Raw genomic sequence first — 18,892 nt, 5'->3', positions numbered from 1 at the left:
ATTAAGAAGTCAAGCGTTTAAGTGCTACCGCAGTTAACCACTAATGCTGCGGCAACAAAATCCAAGTTCCGGGAGAGTCAAGATGGGCAAAATTATCGGTATCGACCTGGGGACCACCAACTCGTGCGTCTCCGTGCTGGAAAACGGCAAGGCCAAGGTTATTGAAAACGCTGAAGGCGCGCGCACCACGCCGTCGATCATCGCGTACGCCAACGATGGCGAAATCCTGGTGGGTCAGTCCGCCAAGCGCCAGGCTGTGACCAATCCACATAACACCCTGTACGCGGTGAAGCGTCTGATCGGTCGCAAGTTCGACGAAGAAGTCGTTCAGAAAGACATCAAGATGGTGCCTTACAAGATCGCCAAGGCTGACAACGGCGACGCCTGGGTTGAAGTGAACGGCCAGAAAATGGCGCCGCCACAGATCTCGGCTGAAATCCTGAAGAAAATGAAGAAAACCGCCGAAGATTACCTCGGCGAAGCAGTGACCGAGGCGGTTATCACTGTCCCTGCTTACTTCAACGACAGCCAGCGTCAGGCGACCAAAGACGCCGGCCGCATCGCGGGCCTGGACGTAAAACGCATCATCAACGAACCCACCGCGGCCGCTCTGGCCTACGGCATGGACAAGGCCAAGGGCGATCACACCGTGATCGTTTACGACCTGGGTGGCGGTACCTTCGACGTTTCCGTGATCGAGATCGCTGAAGTCGACGGCGAGCACCAGTTCGAAGTGCTGGCGACCAACGGCGACACGTTCCTCGGTGGTGAAGACTTCGACATCCGCCTGATCGACTACCTCGTCGATGAGTTCAAGAAAGAAAGCGGCATGAACCTCAAGGGTGACCCGCTGGCCATGCAGCGCCTCAAAGAAGCCGCTGAAAAAGCCAAGATCGAACTGTCCTCGAGCCAGTCGACCGACGTGAACCTGCCGTACATCACCGCAGACGCCACCGGTCCGAAGCACCTGAACGTGAAGATTTCCCGCGCCAAGCTCGAAGCGCTGGTTGAAGACCTGGTTCAGCGCACCATCGAGCCTTGCCGCATTGCGATGAAAGACGCCGGTATCGACGTGGGTTCGATCAACGACGTGATCCTGGTCGGCGGCCAGACCCGTATGCCGCTGGTGCAGAAGCTGGTAACCGATTTCTTCGGTAAGGAAGCTCGTAAGGATGTGAACCCTGACGAAGCCGTTGCCATGGGTGCCGCCATCCAGGGCGCCGTTCTGGCTGGTGACGTGAAGGACGTTCTGCTGCTCGACGTCAGCCCGCTGACCCTGGGTATCGAAACCATGGGCGGCGTGATGACTGCGCTGATCGAGAAAAACACCACGATTCCTACCAAGAAATCCCAGGTGTTCTCGACTGCCGATGACAACCAGAGCGCCGTGACCATCCACGTGCTGCAAGGCGAGCGCAAGCAAGCCGCCCAGAACAAGTCGTTGGGCAAGTTCGACCTGGCCGAGATTCCACCGGCTCCACGTGGCGTGCCACAGATCGAAGTGACCTTCGACATCGACGCCAACGGCATCCTGCACGTCGGCGCGAAAGACAAGGCCACCGGCAAGACCCAGTCGATCGTGATCAAGGCCAACTCCGGCCTGTCCGAAGAAGAAATTCAGCAGATGGTTCGCGATGCTGAAGTCAACGCCGAGGAAGACCGCAAGTTCGAAGAGCTGGCAAGCGCGCGTAACCAGGGCGATGCCTTGGTGCACTCGACTCGCAAGATGATCGCCGACGCCGGTGACAAAGTGACCGCCGAAGAAAAAACGGCGATCGAAGCGGCTGTAGTTGCTCTTGAAGCTGCCGTCAAAGGCGACGACAAGGCGGCCATCGAAGCGAAGATCGAAGAGTTGTCGAAAGTCTCCGCGCCAGTGGCTCAGAAGATGTATGCCGAGCAGGCCCAGCCCGCTGAAGGCGCAGCGCCGCAAGGCGAGTCGGCCGAGAAAACCGACGATGTCGTCGACGCTGAGTTCGAAGAAGTGAAAGACAACAAGTAATCGCTTGTTGGTCGGCCGGTTGACTGCTTTTGTGCGGTGGCTGGTAGGATGTCGCCGCGCGGGAGCTTGCTCCCGCGTTGGCGTGTCTGGAGGCAGCGAATTTTTGCAGCATGCGACAAAGCTCGGGTGCTGACGGTGGGTTCGGGAATGCTCCTGCTTTCCGAGCGATATGCACCGAGACCAGGATCGTTGAATCGACGTGAGTTGGGTTCGGGCCTGTATGGAGGCCCAACGAGTTTGGCGAGGTTCAGGAGAGGTTTGCCGAACGTCCTATAAGAGTGCAAAGACTAATGGCAAAACGTGATTTTTACGAAGTATTGGGTGTTGAGCGGGGGGCCAGCGAAGCAGAGCTGAAGAAGGCCTATCGTCGCCTGGCGATGAAACACCACCCGGACCGTAATCCCGGCGACAAGGCTTCGGAAGAGATGTTCAAGGAGGCCAACGAGGCCTATGAAGTCCTGTCCGATTCCAGCAAGCGCGCGGCTTACGACCAGTACGGCCATGCCGGCGTCGACCCTAGCATGGGTGGCGGCGGTGCCGGTTTCGGCGGACAGAACTTCTCCGATATTTTCGGCGATGTGTTCAGTGATTTCTTCGGTGGCGGCCGTGGCGGTGCCCGTGGTGGCGCCCAGCGAGGCAGTGACCTGCGCTACACGCTGGAGCTGAGCCTCGAGGAGGCGGTGCGGGGGACCACGGTCAATATCCGTGTTCCGACGCTGGTCAATTGCAAGCCATGCGACGGCTCGGGTGCCAAGAAGGGTTCCTCGCCAGTCACGTGCCCTACCTGTGGCGGTATCGGCCAGGTTCGCATGCAGCAAGGCTTCTTCTCGGTCCAGCAGACCTGTCCGCGCTGCCATGGCCAAGGCAAGATCATTTCCGATCCGTGCGATGCCTGCCATGGCGAAGGGCGTGTCGAAGAGTACAAGACGCTGTCGGTGAAAGTGCCGGCCGGTGTCGACACGGGCGACCGTATCCGCCTGTCTGGCGAAGGCGAGGCAGGTGCCCAGGGTGGTCCGACTGGCGATTTGTATGTGGTCATCAACGTGCGCGAACACGCGATCTTCCAGCGTGACGGCAAGCACTTGTTCTGCGAAGTGCCTATCAGCTTCGTCGATGCGGCGCTGGGTGGCGAGCTGGAAATCCCGACCCTCGATGGTCGCGTCAAGCTGAAGATTCCTGAGGGGACGCAAACCGGCAAGCAATTCCGGATTCGCGGCAAGGGCGTGGCGCCGGTGCGTGGCGGTGGTGCGGGTGACCTGATGTGCCGCGTTGCGGTAGAGACACCGGTCAACCTGAGCCGGCGTCAGCGGGAACTGTTGGAAGAGTTCCGCAGCTCGTTGGCGGATGACAATAGCCACTCCCCAAAAACCACTGGCTGGTTCGAAGGCGTGAAGCGCTTCTTCGGCGACCTGTAAGGAGTGGGCATGCGACGTATTGCTGTGATGGGCGCCGCGGGGCGCATGGGCAAGGCGCTGGTCGAGGCGGTGCAGCAACGCTCGCCGCTTTCGGGCCTGACCGCTGCCATCGTGAGGCCCGACAGTACGCTGGTAGGCGCCGATGCTGGCGAGTTGGCCTCGCTTGGGCGTATCGGCGTGCCAATGTCCGGTGGGCTGGAAAAGGTGCTCGACGAGTTTGACGTCCTGATCGATTTCACCCTTCCGGAAGTGATGCTCAAGAACCTTGCCATCTGCCGCAAGGCTGGCAAGGCCATGGTGATCGGCACGACCGGCCTGGATGCCGCGCAAAAGCAATTGCTGGCCGACGCAGGCAAGGACATCCCGATTGTATTTGCGGCGAACTTCAGCGTCGGCGTGAATCTGTCGCTGAAGTTGCTGGACTTGACTGCTCGAGTGTTGGGCGACGATGCGGATATCGAAATCATCGAGGCACATCACCGGCACAAGATCGATGCGCCTTCGGGCACCGCGTTGCGCATGGGTGAAGTGATTGCCGATGCGCTGGGTCGCGATTTGCAGGAAGTGGCCCTGTACGGGCGCCAGGGGCATACCGGTGCTCGGGACAGAGACACCATCGGTTTCGCGACCGTGCGTGGCGGCGATGTGGTGGGTGATCACACCGTGCTGTTCGCGACTGAGGGCGAGCGTCTGGAAATTACCCACAAGGCATCGAGCCGGATGACCTTCGCCAAGGGCGCTGTGCGTGCCGCGCTTTGGTTGGATGGTCGTGAGCCTGGTTTGTACGACATGCAGGATGTTCTCGACCTGCGTTGATGTCTCTGAAGACGGGGTTCAGGTTATACTGAGCCCCGTTTTACGCCGCTTCGCGACGACCTGTCGCATTCCCCTGCCTTTCAGGCTCATTAGCGGTGGACCAAAAAAGCCTTTTTCTGTAAGCTACAGCTTTAGTGTGTCCACTAAAAGCGCGCAGAATAATTCAGTGAACAAGCGGGGTGACGTGTCCATACGTCACTCCGCTTTTTTACAACCTGCGATCGCCCTTTCAGGCTTTATTTACGGGAGGTCTTCTTGACTAAGCCAGCCATACTCGCCCTTGCTGATGGCAGCATTTTTCGCGGCGAAGCCATTGGAGCCGACGGTCAGACCGTTGGTGAGGTGGTGTTCAACACCGCAATGACCGGCTATCAGGAAATTCTTACCGATCCTTCCTACGCCCAACAAATCGTTACCTTGACCTATCCGCACATCGGCAACACTGGCACCACGCCGGAAGACGCTGAGTCCGATCGTGTCTGGTCCGCTGGCCTGGTCATCCGCGACTTGCCGCTGGTAGCGAGCAACTGGCGTAACACGATGTCCCTCTCCGACTACCTGAAAGCCAACAATGTCGTGGCGATTGCCGGTATCGATACCCGCCGCCTGACCCGCATCCTTCGGGAAAAAGGCGCGCAGAACGGCTGCATCATGGCCGGCGACAACATTTCCGAAGAGGCGGCCATCGCCGCCGCCCAGGGGTTTCCAGGCCTCAAGGGCATGGACCTGGCGAAGGTCGTCAGCACCCAGAAGCAATATGAGTGGCGCTCCTCGGTCTGGGATCTGAAAACCGACAACCACGCGACGATCGAAGCCTCCGAGCTGCCGTACCACGTGGTCGCGTACGACTACGGCGTCAAGTTGAACATCCTGCGCATGCTGGTCGCACGTGGCTGCCGCGTGACGGTAGTGCCAGCACAAACCCCGGCGGCTGACGTCCTGGCGCTCAAGCCTGATGGCGTGTTCCTGTCCAACGGCCCGGGTGACCCGGAGCCTTGCGACTACGCCATCCAGGCGATCAAGGATGTGCTGGAAACCGAGATTCCGGTATTCGGTATCTGCCTCGGTCACCAATTGCTTGCCCTGGCCTCGGGTGCCAAGACCGTCAAAATGGGTCATGGCCATCATGGTGCAAACCACCCGGTCCAGGACCTGGACACCGGCGTCGTCATGATCACCAGCCAGAACCACGGTTTTGCCGTCGACGAAGCGACCCTGCCGGCCAACGTGCGCGCGATTCACAAGTCGCTGTTCGATGGCACGCTGCAAGGTATCGAGCGTACCGACAAGAGCGCGTTCAGCTTCCAGGGCCACCCAGAAGCGAGCCCGGGCCCGAACGACGTGGCGCCGCTGTTCGATCGCTTCATCAACGAGATGGCCAAGCGACGCTGACCGCGTGAAGCCCAAGGGCGGCCCCGAAAACGGCGGCCCCCTCGGGCGCTTCAAAGATTGTTCGACGGCCTAGCCGACTGACCTGCGGATTTGAGTGACAAACCCATGCCAAAACGTACAGACATAAAAAGCATCCTGATTCTCGGCGCTGGCCCGATCGTGATCGGCCAGGCCTGCGAATTCGACTACTCCGGCGCCCAGGCCTGCAAAGCCCTGCGCGAAGAGGGCTATCGCGTCATCCTGGTGAACTCCAACCCGGCCACCATCATGACCGACCCGGCCATGGCCGACGCCACCTACATCGAACCGATCAAGTGGCAAACCGTTGCCAAGATCATCGAGAAGGAGCGCCCGGACGCTCTGCTGCCTACCATGGGCGGCCAGACCGCGCTGAACTGCGCCCTTGAGCTGGAGCGCGAAGGCGTCCTGGAGAAATTCGGTGTGGAAATGATCGGCGCCAACGCCGACACCATCGACAAGGCCGAGGACCGTTCGCGTTTCGACAAGGCGATGAAATCCATCGGCCTGGACTGTCCGCGCTCGGGTATCGCCCACAGCATGGAAGAAGCCAACGCGGTCCTGGAGCGCCTTGGTTTCCCGTGCATCATCCGTCCGTCCTTCACCATGGGCGGCACCGGTGGTGGCATCGCCTACAACCGTGAAGAATTCGAAGAAATCTGCGCCCGTGGTCTCGATTTGTCGCCGACCAAGGAATTGCTGATCGACGAATCCCTGATCGGTTGGAAAGAATATGAAATGGAAGTTGTCCGCGACAAAAAGGACAACTGCATCATCGTCTGCTCCATCGAGAACTTCGACCCGATGGGTGTGCACACCGGTGATTCGATCACCGTTGCGCCGGCCCAGACCCTGACAGACAAGGAATACCAGATCCTGCGTAACGCCTCCCTGGCGGTATTGCGCGAGATCGGCGTGGAAACCGGCGGTTCCAACGTCCAGTTCGGCATCTGCCCGAACACTGGTCGCATGGTGGTCATCGAGATGAACCCGCGGGTGTCCCGTTCCTCGGCGTTGGCCTCCAAGGCCACCGGTTTCCCGATCGCCAAGGTCGCCGCCAAGCTAGCCGTGGGCTACACCCTGGACGAGCTTTCGAACGACATCACCGGCGGCAAGACACCGGCGTCCTTCGAGCCGTCCATCGACTACGTCGTGACCAAGCTGCCACGCTTCGCCTTCGAGAAGTTCGCCAAGGCCGACGCTCGCCTGACCACCCAGATGAAGTCGGTCGGTGAAGTCATGGCCATCGGCCGGACCTTCCAGGAATCCCTGCAGAAAGCCCTTCGCGGCCTAGAAGTGGGTGTTTGCGGCCTCGATCCGAAGCTGGACCTGAGCAACCCGGAAAGCATGAGCGAGCTCAAGCGCGAGCTGACCGTGCCGGGCGCCGAGCGTATCTGGTACGTGGCCGATGCCTTCCGCGCCGGCATGACCGTCGAGCAGATTTTCGGCATGAACATGATCGATCCTTGGTTCCTGGTGCAGATCGAAGATCTGATCAAGGAAGAAGAGAAGGTCAAGACCCTGGGCATGTCCAGCATTGACCGCGACACGATGCTGCGCCTCAAACGCAAAGGCTTCTCCGACCAGCGCCTCGCCAAGTTGCTGGGCGTGACCGACAAGAGCCTTCGCGCCCATCGTCACAAGCTGGAGGTTTTCCCGGTCTACAAGCGCGTCGACACCTGCGCCGCTGAGTTCGCCACCGATACCGCCTACCTGTATTCCACGTACGAAGAAGAGTGCGAAGCCGCGCCGTCGAGCCGTGACAAGATCATGATCCTGGGTGGCGGCCCCAACCGGATCGGCCAGGGCATCGAATTCGACTACTGCTGTGTACACGCGGCACTGGCCCTGCGCGACGACGGTTACGAGACCATCATGGTCAACTGCAACCCGGAAACCGTGTCCACTGATTACGACACGTCCGATCGTCTGTACTTCGAGCCTGTCACCCTGGAAGACGTGCTGGAAATCGTCCGCGTCGAGAAGCCAAAGGGCGTGATCGTCCAGTACGGCGGCCAGACCCCGCTGAAACTGGCTCGTGCCCTTGAAGCCGCTGGCGTGCCGATCATCGGTACCAGCCCGGATGCCATCGACCGCGCGGAAGACCGCGAGCGCTTCCAGCAGATGGTCGAGCGCCTGAACCTGCGCCAGCCGCCAAACGCCACCGTGCGCAGCGAAGACGAAGCCATTCGCGCCGCCGCGAAGATCGGCTACCCGTTGGTTGTTCGTCCGTCCTATGTACTGGGCGGTCGCGCGATGGAAATCGTCTACCAGGAAGACGAACTCAAGCGTTACCTGCGCGAAGCGGTCCAGGTGTCCAACGACAGCCCGGTATTGCTTGACCACTTCCTCAACTGCGCCATCGAGATGGACGTGGATGCGGTCAGCGACGGCAAGGATGTGGTGATCGGCGCGATCATGCAGCACATCGAACAGGCCGGTGTTCACTCCGGTGACTCCGCTTGCTCGTTGCCGCCTTACTCGCTGCCGGCGCACATCCAGGACGAGATGCGCGAACAGGTCAAGAAAATGGCCTTGGAGCTGGGCGTCATCGGCCTGATGAACGTGCAACTGGCCCTGCAGGGCGAAGACATCTATGTCATCGAAGTCAACCCGCGCGCTTCCCGGACCGTGCCGTTCGTTTCCAAGTGCATCGGTGTTTCCCTGGCAATGATCGCTGCACGGGTCATGGCTGGCAAAACCCTGCAAGAGCTGGGCTTTACCAAGGAAATCATCCCGAACTTCTACAGCGTGAAAGAAGCGGTGTTCCCGTTCGCCAAGTTCCCGGGTGTTGACCCGATCCTCGGCCCGGAAATGAAATCCACCGGTGAAGTCATGGGCGTGGGCGATACTTTCGGTGAGGCTTTCGCCAAGGCCCAGATGGGCGCCAGCGAAGTGTTGCCGACGGGTGGCACGGCGTTCATCAGTGTGCGTGATGACGACAAGCCACTGGTTGCAGGCGTGGCCCGTGATCTGATCAACTTGGGCTTCGAAGTGGTCGCCACTGCCGGTACTGCCAAGCTGATCGAAGCAGCAGGCCTGAAAGTGCGCCGCGTGAACAAGGTGACCGAGGGCCGTCCGCACGTGGTCGACATGATCAAGAATGACGAAGTCACGCTGATCATCAACACCACCGAAGGTCGCCAGTCGATCGCTGATTCCTATTCCATTCGTCGCAATGCGCTGCAGCATAAGATCTACTGCACCACGACCATTGCTGCCGGCGAAGCGATCTGCGAAGCGCTCAAGTTCGGCCCTGAGAAGACCGTACGTCGCTTGCAGGATCTACATGCAGGATTGAAGGCATGAGCATAACCAAGTACCCCATGACCGTTCAGGGCGCTCGCGCCCTGGAAGAAGAGCACGCTCACCTGACCAAGGTCGAGCGTCCTCGCTTGAGCCAGGCCATCGGTGAGGCCCGTGAGCTGGGCGACCTGAAGGAAAACGCCGAATACCACGCTGCCCGTGAAGAGCAGGGCATGGTCGAGGCGCGTATCCGTGACATCGAAGGCCGTATGCAGAACGCGGTGATTATCGATGTCACCACGATCCCGCACACTGGCAAAGTGATTTTCGGCACCACCGTGGAAATCGCCAACGTCGAGACTGATGAAAGCGTCACTTACCAGATCGTTGGCGAGGACGAGGCGGACATCAAGCTCGGCAAGATTTCAGTCGGTTCCCCTATCGCCCGTGCCTTGATTGCCAAGGAAGAGGGTGACGTGGTTGCCGTGAAGACGCCTGGCGGTGTCATCGAGTATGAGATTGTCGAAGTCCGTCATATCTGAACGAAGGCGCCCGCTGCGAGCGGGCGCCATGATCTGGCAGCTCGCCCAGATGTTGTGGGTGGGCGGCGTCTGGTTGCTGCACATCGGTCTGCTGCCGGTACTGGGCAAAATTGGCCTGGCGCCGCTGCTTATCGATGAAATCGCGAGCATGCTGACGGCGCTGCTGGTGGGATTTTCCGCAGCGTGCGTGCTGTTTCAGGCACTGGTGTTGGTTCAGGCTGAGGGTTTTGTCAGTCTATGGCGCGACATTCGTGGGCAATTGCTGCTCATGTCGTTGTACGCATGCGGGATGTTCCTGGCGGTGCGTCTCGGTTGGCCAAGTGCAACGCAGTGGCAGGTATTCAGTTATCTGATACTGGGCTTTTCCGGATTGGTGCTAGTGTTGCAACCGGTCCCCGGCTGGAGCGGCAGGGTGTGCGAAGCACACCCTTGACCCTTTGGTATCACTTGAAGCGGTGAACGTTCGACAATTGCTTGTTGACGCTGAAGTTCTTGCGGTAAATCAGCGCCATCTTGCCGATGACCTGCACGAGGTCTGCCTTTCCGACTTTACACAGTTCGGCAACGGCAGCCAGGCGGGCTTCGCGGTCGAGGATGTTGAGCTTGATCTTGATCAGCTCGTGATCGCCCAAGGCGCGTTCCAGTTCGGCGAGCACACCCTCAGTCAAACCGTTGTCAGCCACAGTCAAAACCGGTTTCAGATGGTGGCCAATGGATTTGTATTGTTTCTTCTGCTCTTGAGTGAGCGGCATAATCTGACCCCTGCGTCTGATCTTGTAAAAAGCGGCGGCCAGTTTACCCGAGCGAGTCCGGGACCGCCCAGTTAATCACGACGCGATTTATTTTTTAGAGGTGGCCCGTGGCCCGTTCCAAGACTAGCCAGAACTGGCTCAAAGAACATTTCAACGACCCGTACGTCAAAATGGCGCAAAAAGACGGCTATCGTTCGCGCGCCAGCTATAAATTGCTGGAGATCCAGGAAAAAGATCGCCTGATTCGTCCTGGCATGACCGTGATCGATCTCGGCGCAGCGCCGGGAGGCTGGTCGCAAGTAACCAGTCGTCTGATTGGCGGCCAGGGGCGGCTGATCGCTTCCGATATCCTGGAAATGGACGGCATCCCCGATGTCACCTTCATCCAGGGCGACTTCACGGAAGACGCGGTGTTGGCGAAAATCCTGGAGGCCGTCGGAAATACCGAAGTCGACCTTGTGATTTCCGATATGGCCCCCAATATGAGTGGATTAGCGGCTGTCGACATGCCTCGTGCGATGTTTCTGAGCGAGCTGGCCCTGGATCTGGCTGGGCGGGTTCTGCGTCCGGGTGGTGATTTCCTGATCAAGGTTTTCCAGGGTGAGGGCTTCGATGAGTACCATAAGGGTATCCGCAAGCTGTTCGACAAAGTGCAGATGCGCAAGCCGTTGTCGTCCCGTGACCGTTCTCGCGAGCAGTACCTGCTGGCGCGTGGGTTCCGCGGGATTGAAGGCGCTGCCAGTGATGAGCGTCTTTAATCAGGGGCGATAGTTTTTTTTGTCTCGCCTTGAAAATGGCAGGTAACGAAAATTACGCGAGTCAAAGTTTCACAAAGGGTTACAGACGGCGCCTGCCAAGTCGCAGGTAATGTAGTAAGTTAGGCCGGTGAATATCATGCGAAGCGCGCGCCAGTAGCGGAGCTTGCTTCAGAGGGTAGTTAATTGAACGATATGGCAAAGAATCTGATCCTGTGGTTGATCATCGCTGCTGTCCTTGTGACCGTGATGAACAACTTCTCCAGCCCTAACGAGCCGCAGACCCTCAACTATTCCGACTTCCTCCAGCAGGTCAAGGAAGGCAAGGTCGAGCGCGTAGCCGTTGATGGCTATGTGATTACCGGCAAGCGCGCCGATGGCGACACTTTCAAGACCATTCGTCCGGCTATCCAGGACAACGGCCTGATCGGCGACTTGGTGGACAATCATGTCGTGATCGAAGGCAAGCAGCCCGAGCAGCAAAGCATCTGGACCCAGCTTCTGGTCGCCAGCTTCCCTATCCTTGTGATCATTGCGGTGTTCATGTTCTTCATGCGCCAGATGCAGGGTGGAGCCGGAGGCAAGGGCGGGCCGATGAGCTTCGGCAAGAGCAAGGCGCGGCTGTTGTCCGAAGATCAGGTCAAGACCACCCTTGCCGACGTCGCGGGTTGCGATGAGGCCAAGGAAGAAGTGGGTGAGCTGGTCGAGTTTCTGCGCGATCCGGGCAAGTTCCAACGCCTGGGTGGCCGCATCCCACGTGGCGTGCTGATGGTTGGCCCGCCGGGGACAGGTAAAACGCTGTTGGCCAAGGCGATTGCCGGCGAAGCGAAAGTGCCGTTCTTCACGATTTCCGGCTCCGACTTTGTCGAAATGTTCGTCGGCGTGGGCGCCAGCCGTGTTCGTGACATGTTCGAACAAGCCAAGAAACACGCCCCGTGCATCATCTTCATCGACGAAATCGACGCGGTCGGTCGTCACCGTGGTGCTGGTATGGGTGGTGGTCACGACGAACGTGAGCAAACCCTCAACCAGTTGCTGGTGGAGATGGACGGTTTTGAAATGAACGATGGCATCATCGTGATTGCCGCCACCAACCGTCCTGACGTGCTTGACCCCGCGCTGTTGCGTCCAGGTCGTTTCGACCGCCAAGTCGTGGTGGGGCTGCCAGACATCCGCGGTCGCGAGCAGATCCTGAAGGTCCACATGCGCAAGGTGCCAATGGGTGACGATGTCGCTCCAGCGGTCATCGCCCGCGGTACGCCGGGTTTCTCCGGTGCGGATCTGGCGAACCTGGTAAACGAAGCGTCGTTGTTCGCGGCCCGTTCCGGCAAGCGCGTCGTTGAAATGAAAGAGTTCGAATTGGCCAAGGACAAGATCATGATGGGCGCCGAGCGCAAATCGATGGTCATGTCGGAAAAGGAAAAACAGAACACGGCTTACCACGAGGCGGGTCACGCTATCGTCGGTCGAGTAGTGCCTGAGCATGATCCGGTTTACAAGGTTTCGATCATCCCGCGCGGTCGCGCGCTGGGTGTGACGATGTTCCTGCCGGAAGAAGACCGCTACAGCCTCTCCAAGCGTGCCTTGATCAGCCAGATCTGTTCGCTGTACGGCGGTCGTATCGCTGAAGAGATGACGTTGGGTTTCGATGGCGTGACGACTGGTGCGTCAAACGACATCATGCGTGCCAGCCAGATTGCGCGAAACATGGTGACCAAGTGGGGCTTGTCCGAGAAGCTCGGGCCGCTGATGTATGCCGAGGAAGAAGGCGAAGTGTTCCTTGGCCGCGGTGGCGGTGGTCAACATGCAAGCTTCTCCGGTGAGACTGCCAAGCTCATTGACACTGAAGTTCGCAGCATCATCGACCACTGCTACGGCACGGCGAAGCAGATCCTCACGGACAATCGCGACAAGCTGGATGCGATGGCTGATGCCTTGATGAAATATGAAACCATCGATGCCGAGCAGATCGACGACATCATGGCAGGCCGCACGCCACGTGAGCCTCGGGATTGGTCCGGTGGCACGGGTGCCTCAGGTACGCCTCCGGCGGTGCAGGGCGAGCGCCCGGAAACACCCATCGGCGGCCCGGCTGCCGACGTTTAAGGCTTGAAATGACTTCTGTTCAGTCCTCGACCCGGTTGCCTTGCGGCAACCGGGTTCTTGATTTGGCCCGTGTGCATGTCATGGGCATCCTCAATGTCACTCCAGATTCCTTTTCCGATGGTGGGCGCTTCAGTCAGCTCGACGCTGCGTTGCGACATGCGCAAGCCATGGTCTGCGCTGGCGCGACGTTGATCGATGTTGGCGGAGAGTCCACTCGTCCCGGTGCGCGGGCGGTTTCGCCTACGGAAGAGCTGGAGCGAGTGGCGCCGATTGTCGAGCGCATCCATCGCGAGCTCGATGTCGTCATCTCAGTCGATACGTCCACGCCGGCAGTCATGCGGGAGGCGGCGCGCTTGGGGGCGGGGCTTATCAATGATGTTCGCTCCTTGCGTCGAGATGGCGCTCTGGATGCGGCCGCCGCCACGGGCCTGCCGGTTTGCCTGATGCATATGCTGGGCGAGCCTGGAACCATGCAGGACGACCCGCATTATGACGACGTGACCAAGGAGGTGGGCGAGTTCCTGGCGGAGCGCATGAACCAGTGCGCTGCCGTGGGCATTCCCGCCGAGCGCATTATCCTTGACCCTGGATTCGGTTTTGCGAAGACAGTGGCCCACAATCTAAGCCTGTTCAAACATATGGAAGCCTTGCATGCCCTTGGGCGACCCTTATTGGTTGGGGTTTCGCGAAAGAGCATGATAGGCAACGCCCTGGGGCGTCCGGTAGGAGAGCGCCTCTATGGAGGTCTCGCCCTGGCGGCCCTGGCCATTACGAAAGGCGCGCGTATATTACGGGTGCATGATGTGATCGAAACAATGGATGTCGTGCGGATGATCGCCGCGGTGGATTCAGCCGAATAAGAATGATGGAGCACTTATGAGCAAAAAATACTTTGGCACCGACGGTATCCGTGGTCGGGTCGGCGAATACCCCATTACCCCCGATTTCATGCTCAAGCTTGGCTGGGCTGCCGGCATGGCGTTCCGAAAGATGGGGGCCTGCAAGGTCCTGGTCGGAAAGGACACGCGCATATCCGGTTACATGTTCGAATCGGCCCTTGAGGCCGGCCTGACCTCCGCTGGTGCCGATGTCATGCTGCTCGGGCCGATGCCTACACCTGCCATCGCCTACCTGACGCGTACATTCCAGGCGCAGGCTGGCATTGTGATCAGTGCGTCGCATAACCCTCATGACGACAACGGCATTAAATTCTTCTCCGGCAAGGGCACCAAGCTGCCGGACGAAATCGAACTGATGATTGAAGAGTTGCTGGACGCGCCCATGACGGTGGTTGAGTCGGGCAAGATCGGCAAGGTATCCCGGATCAACGACGCATCGGGCCGCTACATCGAATTCTGCAAAGGCAGTGTTCCAACCGGTACCAGTTTTTCGGGGCTGAAGATCGTTGTCGATTGTGCCCATGGAGCAACCTACAAAGTCGCACCGAGCGTTTTTCGAGAGCTGGGCGCCGAGGTGGTGGTGCTTTCTGCCCAGCCTAACGGGCTGAACATCAACCATAACTGCGGTTCGACCCACACCGAGGCATTGCAGGCGGCTGTACTGGCTGAGCATGCGGATCTCGGTATCGCCTTTGACGGTGATGGCGACCGAGTGCTGATGGTCGACCACACCGGTACGGTTGTCGACGGTGATGAGCTGCTGTTCATTATTGCTCGTGATTTGCACGGTCGGGGCAAGCTGCAAGGTGGTGTTGTCGGGACATTGATGAGCAACCTCGGACTTGAGCTGGCCCTGGCTGACCTGGATATTCCCTTCGTGCGCGCCAATGTGGGCGACCGCTACGTGATTTCCGAGCTGCTGGAGCGCAGTTGGGTGATTGGTGGCGAGAACTCGGGACACATCGTTTGCTTCGACCATACCACCACCGGTGATGCGATCATTGCCGCGTTGCAGGTGCTGATGGCGCTCAAGGCGCGCAACGAAGGGCTCGCCCAGTCGCGCCAGGCGTTGCGCAAGTGTCCGCAGGTATTGATCAACGTACGTTTCGGTGGCGGTGTGAATCCACTCGAACACACGATGGTCAAGCAAGCCAGCGAGCGAGTGACCCAGGCGATGGCTGGGCGCGGAAGGGTATTGTTGCGCAAGTCAGGGACAGAGCCTTTGGTGCGTGTAATGGTCGAAGGCGAGGATGAAGCACAGGTCCGTGGTTATGCCGAAGAGTTGGCAAAACTCGTTACTGAAGTTTCTGCCTGAATTCGGCTTGCCAGTCATGAAACGGTTGGGTAACATCTGCGCCCACTTTGACCGACGAGGTACAGCATGCGTCGCCCTATGGTAGCTGGTAACTGGAAGATGCACGGTACCCGCGCCAGCGTCGCTGAGCTGATCAAAGGCCTTCGTAGTCTGGCCTTGCCAAGCGGTGTTGATGTCGCGGTATTCCCGCCTTGCCTGTATATCAACCAAGTGGTTGATGGCTTGAAAGGCAAGTCGATTTCGATCGGTGCGCAGAACTCTGCGGTGGAATCGATGCAAGGCGCGTTGACCGGTGAGATTGCACCGAGCCAGCTCGTTGATGCAGGTTGTTCGCTGGTTCTGGTAGGGCACTCCGAGCGCCGCATGATCATGGGCGAGCAGGATAAAGCCCTGATCCGCAAGTTTGCTGCGGCCCAGGCCTGTGGCCTTGTTCCGGTGCTGTGCGTAGGGGAGACCCTGGAACAGCGTGAATCCGGGCAGACGCTTGAAGTGGTAGGGCGCCAACTGGGTAGCATTATCGAGGACCTGGGTGTCGGAGCCTTTGCCAAGGCGGTCATCGCTTACGAGCCTGTCTGGGCCATTGGTACCGGACTGACGGCTTCGCCGCAGCAGGCGCAGGATGTGCACGCCGCCATCCGCGCGCAGCTGGCGGCAGAAAATTCTGAAGTGGCACGAGGTGTGCGGCTTCTCTACGGCGGCAGCGTGAAGGCGGCCAATGCGGTCGAACTGTTCGGCATGCCGGATATCGATGGGGGGCTCATTGGTGGAGCGTCCCTGAATGCAGATGAGTTCGGTGCGATCTGTCGCGCCGCGGGAAACTGAAAAAATGCTGGAAACAGTCGTAGTCGTTTTTCATCTGCTGGGCGCGCTGGGTGTTGTCGCTCTCGTATTGCTGCAGCAGGGTAAAGGTGCGGATGCTGGTGCGTCTTTTGGTGCAGGTGCTTCAAATACTGTATTCGGAAGCCAAGGTTCCTCTACCTTTCTTAGTAAGTTTACTGCTATACTCGCCGCCGGTTTCTTCATAACCAGCTTAGGGTTAGGTTACTTTGCTAAAGAGAAGGCTCATGAGCTGACTCAGGTAGGTTTGCCAAACCCAGCGGTGTTGGAAGCGCCAAAGCAACAACCGGTTTCTGATGATGTCCCGGTGCTTCAAGAGCAAAAGTCAGCCAACTCGGCGACTGACGTGCCTCCAGCTCAAGAGCAGAAGTAAGAAAGTTTCAAACGCTGTATTGCCGAGGTGGTGGAATTGGTAGACACGCAACCTTGAGGTGGTTGTGCCCATAGGGTGTAGGGGTTCGAGTCCCCTTCTCGGTACCAATTATCAGGAGAGCCCGCTATTGCGGGCTTTCTTGTAGGTGGAAGGGTTACATTGACCCTATAAGGGATCGGTCGTATACTTCCGCCCCAGCTTTGTCGCGGGATGGAGCAGCCTGGTAGCTCGTCGGGCTCATAACCCGAAGGTCGTCGGTTCAAATCCGGCTCCCGCAACCAGTTTCAGGGCCCCTTCCAAGGGGCTTTTTGTTAGCTGGACACTTTACAACGCCGCTGTTCAACGGCGTTTCAAGGATGGGCGTTTCGCCCATTTTTTATTTTGCACAGCATGCACTACATGCACGAGGGGGTTCAGGTGTCGAGCAAGCTAGAAGAGTTGCAGGCCTTGTTGGCCCCGGTGGTCGTGGCCCTAGGCTATGAATGCTGGGGTATTGAGTTTTCGGCTCAAGGTCGCCACTCAATGTTGCGCGTTTATATTGATAAAGAAGGCGGTGTGCTGGTGGACGATTGCGCCATTGTCAGCCGTCAGATCAGCGGTGTGCTGGATGTTGAAGATCCAATCACATCCGAATACACCCTTGAAGTTTCCTCGCCTGGCATGGAGCGCCCTCTGTTCACCCTTGAGCAGTTCGCTTTGTTTGCCGGTGAACAAGTGAAAATCAGGCTGCGCTCGCCTTTCGAAGGTCGACGCAACTTCCAAGGCCTTCTACGCGGTGTAGAAGAGCAGGACGTCGTGGTTCAAGTAGACGAACACGAATTCCTGTTGCCGATCGATATGATCGACAAGGCCAACATTATTCCCAGTTTTGACTGATACGTGCCAGATACTGCGGATCCCGCGGATCCAATGGCTTGCGAAAGGCGAGGCGTACGATGAGCAAAGAAGTACTGCTGGTTGTTGAGTCGGTATCCAATGAAAAGGGCGTACCGGCTAACGTTATTTTTGAAGCGCTGGAGCTGGCCCTGGCCACTGCTACCAAGAAGCGGTTCGAAGACGAAGTTGATCTGCGTGTGGAAATCAATCGCCACACCGGTGCCTACGAGACTTTCCGTCGCTGGACGGTAGTCGAGGAAGAGGACCTGGACGATCCGGCTATCGAAACCTGGCCGAGCAAGGTCGCGGAAACGCACCCGGGCGCCAAGGTCGGCGATGTCGTCGAAGAAAAAATCGAATCCATCGAGTTCGGTCGCATCGCTGCACAGACTGCCAAGCAGGTCATTGTGCAGAAAGTTCGCGAAGCCGAGCGCGCACAAGTTGTTGACGCTTATCGCGAGCGCCTGGGAGAAATCATCTCCGGCACCGTGAAAAAAGTGACACGCGACAACGTGATCGTCGACCTGGGCAACAACGCCGAAGCGTTGCTGGCCCGTGAAGACATCATTTCTCGCGAAACCTTCCGGGTCGGCGTGCGTTTGCGCGCGCTGCTCAAGGAAATCCGCACCGAGAACCGGGGCCCGCAGCTGATCCTGTCGCGTACCGCGCCGGAAATGCTGATCGAGCTGTTCCGCATCGAAGTGCCGGAAATTGCTGAAGGTCTGATCGAAGTCATGGCCGCGTCCCGTGATCCGGGTTCGCGCGCCAAGATCGCGGTCCGCTCCAAGGACAAGCGCATCGACCCGCAAGGTGCCTGCATCGGCATGCGTGGTTCGCGTGTTCAGGCCGTATCCGGCGAGTTGGGCGGCGAGCGTGTGGACATCGTCCTCTGGGACGACAACCCGGCTCAGTTCGTGATCAATGCCATGTCGCCTGCTGAAGTGGCGGCAATTATCGTCGACGAAGATGCCCACGCCATGGACATCGCCGTTGGCGCAGACAATCTCGCTCAGGCCATCGGTCGCGGTGGTCAGAACGTGCGTCTGGCCAGCCAATTGACTGGCTGGACCCTGAACGTGATGACCGAATCGGACATCCAGGCTAAGCAGCAAGCTGAAACCGGCGACATCCTGCGCAACTTCATCGAAGAGCTTGAAGTCGATGAAGAGCTGGCGCAGGTGCTGGTGGATGAGGGCTTTACCAGCCTGGAAGAGATTGCCTACGTACCGGTGGAAGAAATGCTCAACATCGACGGCTTTGACGAGGAAATCGTCAACGAGCTTCGCGCTCGGGCCAAGGATCGTTTGTTGACCAAAGCCATCGCTACTGAGGAAAAGCTGGCAGACGCCCATCCGGCCGAAGACCTGCTCTCGCTTGAGGGCATGGACAAGGATTTGGCGATGGAACTGGCGGTGCGCGGCGTAATTACCCGCGAAGACCTGGCCGAGCAGTCTATTGACGACCTGCTCGACATCGACGGCATTGACGATGATCGTGCCGGCAAGTTGATCATGGCCGCCCGAGCCCACTGGTTCGAGTAATTAGGCGCGG

16 protein-coding genes and 2 tRNA genes are annotated in these 18,892 nt (G+C 58.8%); 17 read left to right on the top strand and 1 reads right to left on the bottom strand.

The features are described from left to right. Positions 1–82 precede the first annotated feature (82 nt). The 7 genes from dnaK to M1D68_RS21650 all read left to right on the top strand — a co-directional run bounded on the left by dnaK (position 83) and on the right by M1D68_RS21650 (position 9,861). Complete coding sequence (gene dnaK / locus M1D68_RS21680; RefSeq protein ID WP_420765587.1) at positions 83–1,999, top strand: molecular chaperone DnaK; 1,917 nt, start codon at positions 83–85, stop codon at positions 1,997–1,999. 290 nt (positions 2,000–2,289) lie between these two features. Continuing rightward, entirely contained in the window at positions 2,290–3,414 is a 1,125-nt protein-coding gene (dnaJ, locus tag M1D68_RS21675) for a molecular chaperone DnaJ (RefSeq protein ID WP_420765586.1), read from the top strand. Positions 3,415–3,423: 9 nt separating this feature from the next. Next, a complete protein-coding gene (gene dapB / locus M1D68_RS21670) occupies positions 3,424–4,230 on the top strand; it encodes a 4-hydroxy-tetrahydrodipicolinate reductase (RefSeq protein WP_457968282.1) in 807 nt (268 codons plus the stop codon). Positions 4,231–4,485: 255 nt separating this feature from the next. Continuing rightward, entirely contained in the window at positions 4,486–5,622 is a 1,137-nt protein-coding gene (gene carA / locus M1D68_RS21665; RefSeq protein WP_434648983.1) for a glutamine-hydrolyzing carbamoyl-phosphate synthase small subunit, read from the top strand. A gap of 105 nt (positions 5,623–5,727) precedes the next feature. Then, positions 5,728–8,949 (top strand): carbamoyl-phosphate synthase large subunit, encoded by a 3,222-nt coding sequence (gene carB / locus M1D68_RS21660; RefSeq protein WP_420765583.1) that lies wholly within the window; start codon positions 5,728–5,730, stop codon positions 8,947–8,949. A 2-nt stretch (positions 8,950–8,951) separates the two neighbouring features. Then, entirely contained in the window at positions 8,952–9,428 is a 477-nt protein-coding gene (greA, locus tag M1D68_RS21655) for a transcription elongation factor GreA (RefSeq protein ID WP_420765659.1), read from the top strand. Positions 9,429–9,456: 28 nt separating this feature from the next. After that, on the top strand, positions 9,457–9,861 hold the full coding sequence (locus M1D68_RS21650) for an MFS transporter (protein WP_420765582.1): 405 nt from the start codon (positions 9,457–9,459) through the stop codon (positions 9,859–9,861). A 10-nt stretch (positions 9,862–9,871) separates the two neighbouring features. Here M1D68_RS21650 and M1D68_RS21645 read toward each other — a convergent pair whose 3' ends face one another. Beyond that, positions 9,872–10,180, bottom strand: coding sequence for a YhbY family RNA-binding protein (locus M1D68_RS21645; protein WP_181287543.1), 309 nt, complete (start codon positions 10,178–10,180; stop codon positions 9,872–9,874). A 107-nt stretch (positions 10,181–10,287) separates the two neighbouring features. On the opposite strand from M1D68_RS21645, the gene rlmE reads away from it, so the two are divergent. The 10 genes from rlmE to nusA all read left to right on the top strand — a co-directional run bounded on the left by rlmE (position 10,288) and on the right by nusA (position 18,882). Beyond that, on the top strand, positions 10,288–10,938 hold the full coding sequence (rlmE, locus tag M1D68_RS21640) for a 23S rRNA (uridine(2552)-2'-O)-methyltransferase RlmE (RefSeq protein WP_039592319.1): 651 nt from the start codon (positions 10,288–10,290) through the stop codon (positions 10,936–10,938). Between the two features lie 192 nt (positions 10,939–11,130). After that, the gene (gene ftsH, locus M1D68_RS21635) at positions 11,131–13,041 is read left to right on the top strand and encodes an ATP-dependent zinc metalloprotease FtsH (RefSeq protein ID WP_420765581.1); all 1,911 of its coding nucleotides are present in this window, start codon (positions 11,131–11,133) and stop codon (positions 13,039–13,041) included. Positions 13,042–13,049: 8 nt separating this feature from the next. Continuing rightward, positions 13,050–13,901, top strand: coding sequence for a dihydropteroate synthase (gene folP / locus M1D68_RS21630; RefSeq protein WP_434607838.1), 852 nt, complete (start codon positions 13,050–13,052; stop codon positions 13,899–13,901). Positions 13,902–13,917: 16 nt separating this feature from the next. Then, a complete protein-coding gene (glmM, locus tag M1D68_RS21625; protein ID WP_457968279.1) occupies positions 13,918–15,255 on the top strand; it encodes a phosphoglucosamine mutase in 1,338 nt (445 codons plus the stop codon). Between the two features lie 66 nt (positions 15,256–15,321). Further along, positions 15,322–16,077, top strand: coding sequence for a triose-phosphate isomerase (gene tpiA / locus M1D68_RS21620; protein ID WP_420765578.1), 756 nt, complete (start codon positions 15,322–15,324; stop codon positions 16,075–16,077). Between the two features lie 4 nt (positions 16,078–16,081). After that, positions 16,082–16,465 (top strand): preprotein translocase subunit SecG, encoded by a 384-nt coding sequence (gene secG / locus M1D68_RS21615; RefSeq protein ID WP_420765658.1) that lies wholly within the window; start codon positions 16,082–16,084, stop codon positions 16,463–16,465. Positions 16,466–16,486: 21 nt separating this feature from the next. Beyond that, positions 16,487–16,572 (top strand) — tRNA-Leu (locus M1D68_RS21610). A gap of 97 nt (positions 16,573–16,669) precedes the next feature. After that, positions 16,670–16,746 (top strand) — tRNA-Met (locus tag M1D68_RS21605). Positions 16,747–16,882: 136 nt separating this feature from the next. Beyond that, complete coding sequence (gene rimP, locus M1D68_RS21600) at positions 16,883–17,341, top strand: ribosome maturation factor RimP (protein ID WP_420765577.1); 459 nt, start codon at positions 16,883–16,885, stop codon at positions 17,339–17,341. A 59-nt stretch (positions 17,342–17,400) separates the two neighbouring features. Beyond that, complete coding sequence (gene nusA, locus M1D68_RS21595) at positions 17,401–18,882, top strand: transcription termination factor NusA (protein ID WP_420765576.1); 1,482 nt, start codon at positions 17,401–17,403, stop codon at positions 18,880–18,882. The last annotated feature ends 10 nt before the right edge of the window (positions 18,883–18,892 follow it).

The organism is Pseudomonas sp. R4-84, from assembly GCF_054130985.1.
This window is presented reverse-complemented; position numbering and strand designations above follow the sequence as displayed.